Raw genomic sequence first — 6362 nt, 5'->3', positions numbered from 1 at the left:
AAATGAAGGCATTCGCCTATTGGCATTAGCATAGAAACAAAAACTCTTGGAACAAGAGGGTTAGCTCGGTCAGTTTTCGTTGGCTAGTAAAAGCAACGATAAGTCGAGAAGCCCCCACTTCAATTAGACCGCAAGGTCAATAAGTGGTGGGTAGTTCACAAAGATTCGCTTTGGCACGCACGATAATATCGGCTCAGGTCCGATTCATTTACCCGCAGACGAAATGCATACGAATGCGACGTGGTTGTCGTTTACGAGAAGCGATAAGTGGACAGAAGAGCAACTAACGGAGGCGATGGTAGCGGCAAGCTATGCGATGAATGCGTTCATCCCGCTCTTCATTCGTTGTGATGCGCAGGATATGGCGGTCGTGCCACAAGTGAAGGCGACGCATAACGACTTACCGACGTTTTTCGTGTACGACCGTTACCCAGGGGGCATTGGTTTAAGCGAACGCGTCTATGATTTATGGGAGCCGCTCATTCAGCGCACGCTCGAACATGTGGCGCAATGCCCGTGTGATAGCGGTTGCCCCGCGTGCATCGGTGCGCAACATGACGCCGATCAAAAGGTGCGCGTTCGTACGTTATTACAGCAGTTACAATAAGGGAGCGAGGCGCTTGTCTCGTTCTCTTTTTTTGTGGTGTAAAGTTGCGTAAATGCCCGAAATCTATTATATTTTGGGTACGAACTAGCAAGGAGGCAACGTATGAGAAAAGTGATAATCTTAGCTATAGTTCTCCTGCTGAGTGCATGTAGCGAGCAAGATGAGCTTGTGACGAGCGACGCCTTTACGATTTCGCACGATGCATTTGCGGCGTATAAGGCCAACGTGCAGCGCGTCTATGCGAGCAAACAACAAACGTTTGACGTCACAGACCGCGCACTACTTGACGAAATGATTGCGCGCGAGACGATGCTATGGCTAGCAAAAGAGCGCGGCATTACCCCAACACAACAACAAATCGAAGCGTATGCGCAGCAAACGAAAGCGGCTTTTTTAAAAAGCGCGACGCCTGAGATGCACGACTTACATCAACAGCTTGCGGCTGACCTTGGCGTGAGTGAAGCGGCGTATTTTACCCACCCGCGCGTCATGGCACAGTACCGTGAGCTCTTAACGATTGAGCAGTTAATTCAAACATTACAAGATGAAGGTGAACTTACCGACCAAACGCTCGCGCATTATGTGGAGGCGCATAAGCCCGCGCTCACCATTCATCAGTAAGGAGGAAGCCGTTGTCGTATGAGCAAAAAATGATGGCGATGAAAAAAATGTTAAAAAAAGCAGCGCCACCATCGCCAAAGCAGGCGCGTAAGCCGAGCGCACCGCCCTATGTTAAACAGTGGCAACAAGCAGGGCTAGACGTCATTGAAAATGACTTTGGCGTGTGCTTCGTGCGCGAATGCTTTTATCCGAATGATTATGAGCACGGGGATGCGACGCTCGGTGACTTTCACCGCGCTGTGCAACAAACCGCGTCACTGGCGCATCCGCTCGTACCTACGCAACCGGTGATGTTTTTTGATACCGAAACGACAGGGCTAAAAGGCGTCGGCACGCAAATTTTTTTACTAGGCGAACTCGCCGTAGAGCCGAGTGGCTTTCGTTTAAAACAGTACGTGCAAGCAGACCCCGCAAACGAAGCGGCGATGCTGTATGCGTCGAGCATGTGGCAAGGGCAAGAGGCCGTTGTGAGCTATAACGGCAAAAGCTTTGACTGGCCGCAACTAACGACGCGCTTTACGATGCACCGCGAGCAATTACCGCTGCTGCCTGAGCGTACGCAAATTGACTTATTGCACGCCACGCGCCGCATTTGGAAAGAAGACGTTACGTCGATGAAGCTAACGGCGATTGAACAGCAAAAGCTCGGCTTTTATCGGCAGGGCGATATTCCCGGCTTTTTAGCGCCGATCATTTATGCGGACGCCGTTAAAAGTGGCAATCCTGAGACATTGCTTAAAGTGCTGATGCACAATGAATGGGACTTATTATCGCTCGTGACGCTGTACGCTAAAGCGCTCGATTTATTAGCGCTCCAGTTAAAGGAAAGTGCGCGCACGTATACGAATATTGGTAAGTGGTACGGTGATGTTAAAGCGCGCGAGACGAGCCGCGCGGTGCTGACGCGTGTGACGGAGCACTACGACGTTACCGAAACCCACGCCGCCCATTATGCACTCGGCTTTCATCATAAGCGCATCGGAGCGTATGAGCGAGCACGCGATGACTTTTTAAAGGCGTTGCCGCAGTTAAAAGAAGTGGAGCGGCTACGTGCGCATGAGCAGCTCGCCATGCTGTATGAGCATCAACTAGGGGATGTTGCGTCGGCACTTGCGCATTGTGAAGCGGGGCTGCGCATAATCGAAGCGAGCACGCGCTTACAACAAGCAACGAAAGCGCGACGCTTAGCACAGTGGCACAAAAGAAAGTTGCGGCTATTAAGTAAACATCCACAGAAAGATGCCGATACTTAATAAGCTTGTGCTATAATACAGTATAAGCATTGACATGCAAGGGAAGGTGAATTTATATGGAACGAAGACTAACATCAGACCAAATTTTTGAGAAGGAATTTAGCTCAAGTTTTCGTGGCTATAATACCGATGAGGTTAATGATTTTTTAGATATTATTATTGAAGACTACAATACGTTTGAAAAAACCATCACAGCATTACAAGAAGAAAATCGTCGCCTAAAGGCAAACGCGGGAGAGGTTGTATCACGTCGTGCTGCAAGTAACGGCACTGCGCCACGTACAAATACCCAAAATTTTGACATTTTAAAGCGACTTTCGAACCTAGAGAAACATGTGTTTGGTGATAAGTTATCTGAATAATTGAGGCGGGCGGCTTAAAACGACGGTTATCGTTGTTTTTTAGCCGCTTTTCTAGTATAATCGCCATAGCATTAGTTGACCCGAGTAATCGCTGCGTCGCTTTGACGATGTAGAGGAAAGTCCATGCTCACACAGTGCTGCGATGCCTGTAGTGTTCGTGCATACTGAAAAAATAAGGTATGGCAGTTAGTAGCTGACGGCGGAAGTACTACCTAAGCCTTGCGAGGTATGGTAAACGCTTTCTGAAAGTGCCACAGAGACGAAGCTTTACGAGAAATCGTAAAGGTGGAACGAGGTAAACCCCGCGAGTGAGAAACCCAAATTTGGTAGGGGCACTCTCTAGAAGGAACTGAACGGAATAGAGGGACGGAGCAATCCGTAGACAGATGATTACTACTCAGCTGTACGAGGCTAACGCCGCTTGAGTACTTGAGGACAAAACATGGCTTACAAGGTCGATTAATGAATAATTTTAAACCAGAAAGCTCTCTAGCCTTAGAGAGCTTTTGTACATTCGTACAGCCGCACTTGTTGTAGGGAGCTACACAAAAGAACGTGGCCACATAACGTTTGACACGAGGCAAGTGTAGAGAAATTTGAATATAGATAGGGTGGACATAAGTGAGTAGTATAAACGATAAACAAAATAAAGCGGTTCCCATCCCTGATGAAGTCATGCGTAAAATATTTGAGAGTGTATCAGAAGGTATTATGATTACGGATTGCAGGAAGCGCATTTGTCATGTGAACCCTGCGTTTGAGTTTGTGACCGGTTACACCCGTGAGGAAGTCATTGGCACTGCGCCTACCATTTTGCAGTCGGGCATGCATGGTCCGCATTTTTACCGTGAAATGTGGGAGCAAATTTTGATAGACGGTGTATGGCAAGGCGAAATTTGGAACCGCCGCAAAACAGGCGATGTTTACCCGGAGTGGTTAACGATTTCGGAAGTGCGTGACGAGGCTGGCAACGTTATGAATTACTGCGGCATTTTTTCGGATTTATCTGAGCGGCACCGTGTGGAAACACAGCTTGAGCAAACGATTGCGATGGACAGCTTAACTTCTGTCAGCAATCGCCATAACTATATGGAGCGTATGGATACGCTACTTGCGACATCTTCTGCATTGTCACAGCAAGTGCAGCACGCGGTATATGTCATTGATATTGACCGCTTTAAACAATTCAATGACACATTTGGGCATGTGAATGGCGACTTTATTTTAGCGACCATTGCAAATCGCTTAAAAGGGCTTATTAAAAATAAAGATATTATTGCGCGCTACGGCGGTGATGAGTTTGTTATTACGTTAACGAGCGTAGCTGACGCAGAAGAAGCACGTATTTTTGGCGATAAGGTGCTAGATGCCATTCGACAGCCAATGAATGTAGCAGGCGCTGAAGTATTTTTAAATGCTAGTGTGGGAGTTAGCCTTTACCCATACGACGGCACGACAACTGAGAAGCTATTACATAACGCAGATAAGGCGATGACGTATATTAAAACAACGGGGCGCGGCGGCTATGAGTTTTATTTTGACGATTTAAAAACGGACGCTAAGCGACGCATTGTATTAGATGCCGAATTGCGTAAAGCCATTGAGGCTAAAGATTTTACACTTAACTTCCAACCTAAAGTATGTACACAAACGGGTGCGATTTTAGGCGTGGAGGCATTAGTGCGCTGGACAAACGAAAAACTAGGCTTTGTCCCACCTAATGAATTTATTGAGCATGCGGAAGAAACAGGCTTAATCATTCCGCTAAGTGACGTTATTTTTGAAATGGCGTGCGAAGGCTATAACGCGCTAAAACGCGCAGGACACCAAATGCCAATTGCTGTTAACGTCTCAAGCATTCACTTTGAGCAACCGGACTTTATTGCGTCGCTCACACGTATTTTAGATGCGCATGAAGTATCAGCACAAAATTTAGAAATCGAAGTGACAGAGCGCACTGTAATGAATGATGCATCAGAAACCGTCGATAAGCTTGTACGCCTGAAAAAGCTCGGCTTTAAATTGGCGATCGATGACTTTGGCACAGGCTATTCGTCGCTGAGTTATTTAATTAAATTCCCGCTCGATTATTTAAAAATCGACCGTAGCTTCATCCAACAAATTACGACGCTTGACGAAAAACAAGCAGTCGTTGACGCGATTATTCAAATGTCGCACCGTTTAAATATGAAAGTTATCGCAGAAGGCGTTGAACAAGATAAGCAAGTAGAGTTGTTGCGTTCAATGGGCTGTGATATTATACAAGGCTATTATTATAGTAAACCACTACCCCTAGATGAGCTGATTGAGTTTTTAAGCTTTTGGGATGAACATACAGAGGTGTAAACCATGACAAAATTTAATTTAGTGGCAACTGCAGCGATGGGGCTTGAAGCAATCGTGGCAGAAGAAGTACGCGACCTTGGCTATGAAACGCAAGTCGAAAACGGCAAGGTGTACTTTGAAGGCGACAAGCTTGCTATTGCCCGCACAAACTTATGGCTGCGTGTAGCAGACCGCGTAAAAATCGTAGTCGGCACATTCCGCGCCAAAACATTTGATCAATTATTTGAAGGCGTAAAAGCGCTAGACTGGGAGCGCTACTTACCGGTAGACGCTAACTTTCCGGTATCGGGCAAATCTGTAAAATCAACATTATACAGTGTGCCTGACTGCCAAGCGATTACGAAAAAAGCGATTGTCGAGCGTTTAAAAGACGTCTACAAGCGCCGTAGCTTTTTAGACGAATCGGGCGCAAAATTTAAAATTGAAGTGTCGATTTTAAAAGACGTCGTAACGTTAACGCTTGATACATCGGGCGCAGGGCTGCATAAACGCGGCTACCGCCAAGTACAAGGGGAGGCGCCGTTAAAAGAAACGTTAGCGGCAGCACTCGTAAAAATTTCGAAATGGAACCCGAACCGCCCATTCGTTGACCCGTTTTGTGGCTCGGGTACAATCGCACTTGAAGCCGCGATGATCGGCCAAAATATTGCGCCGGGCTATAACCGCGACTTCATTAGTGAAGAGTGGCCGTGGATGGACAAAGCCATTTGGGATGAGGCGCGTAATGAAGCAGACAACAAAGCAGATTACGACCAACCGCTCAATATTATCGGCTCAGACATTGACCACCGCATGGTTGCCTTAGCACAGGAAAATGCGACAGAAGCGGGCTTTGGTGATATTATTACGTTTAAACAAATGCAAGCACGCGACTTTACGACGATGGACACAGACGGCGTGATGATCGGTAACCCGCCGTACGGTGAGCGTATCGGTGAAGTCGAAGTGATCGAACAAGTCATTAGTGATTTAGGTCATGTGATGAAAAACTACCCAACATGGTCGGTATATATGCTGTCATCAATGGAAAATTTTGAAACATTATACGGACGTCGTGCAACGAAAAAGCGTAAATTATTTAACGGCTTTATTCGTACAGACTACTACCAATACTGGGGACAAAAATCAAAACGCTAACGGAAGGCATCTGCCTTCCGTTTTGTTACGGGGGAG

The 6362-nt window shown here is 46.8% G+C and carries 6 protein-coding genes and 1 other RNA gene; all 7 read left to right on the top strand.

The window, feature by feature from the left end; translation table 11 throughout:
- Positions 1-223 precede the first annotated feature (223 nt).
- Entirely contained in the window at positions 224-607 is a 384-nt protein-coding gene (locus DDE80_RS09660; RefSeq protein WP_427901805.1) for a Zn-binding domain-containing protein, read from the top strand.
- A gap of 102 nt (positions 608-709) precedes the next feature.
- On the top strand, positions 710-1228 hold the full coding sequence (locus tag DDE80_RS09655) for a hypothetical protein (RefSeq protein WP_108307452.1): 519 nt from the start codon (positions 710-712) through the stop codon (positions 1226-1228).
- An 11-nt stretch (positions 1229-1239) separates the two neighbouring features.
- Complete coding sequence (locus DDE80_RS09650) at positions 1240-2481, top strand: ribonuclease H-like domain-containing protein (RefSeq protein WP_108307451.1); 1242 nt, start codon at positions 1240-1242, stop codon at positions 2479-2481.
- A 56-nt stretch (positions 2482-2537) separates the two neighbouring features.
- Positions 2538-2843: a cell division regulator GpsB gene (gene gpsB / locus DDE80_RS09645; protein WP_201261520.1), complete on the top strand. Its 306-nt coding sequence runs from the start codon at positions 2538-2540 to the stop codon at positions 2841-2843.
- Positions 2844-2919: 76 nt separating this feature from the next.
- Positions 2920-3298, top strand: an RNA gene (gene rnpB / locus DDE80_RS09640) — RNase P RNA component class B.
- Between the two features lie 166 nt (positions 3299-3464).
- Positions 3465-5189, top strand: a complete 1725-nt coding sequence (locus DDE80_RS09635) for a sensor domain-containing protein (RefSeq protein ID WP_235612311.1) — start codon at positions 3465-3467, stop codon at positions 5187-5189.
- Between the two features lie 3 nt (positions 5190-5192).
- Positions 5193-6326 carry a THUMP domain-containing class I SAM-dependent RNA methyltransferase gene (locus tag DDE80_RS09630; protein WP_108307449.1) on the top strand — a complete coding sequence of 378 codons (1134 nt, stop codon included), beginning with the start codon at positions 5193-5195 and terminating at the stop codon, positions 6324-6326.
- Positions 6327-6362 lie beyond the last annotated feature (36 nt).

The sequence above is a fragment of the Metalysinibacillus jejuensis genome (genome assembly GCF_003057615.1).
GTDB classification, from domain to species: domain Bacteria; phylum Bacillota; class Bacilli; order Bacillales_A; family Planococcaceae; genus Metalysinibacillus; species Metalysinibacillus jejuensis.
Note: the sequence above shows the minus strand (reverse complement) of the source record. Positions and strands in the feature narration are given on the sequence as shown.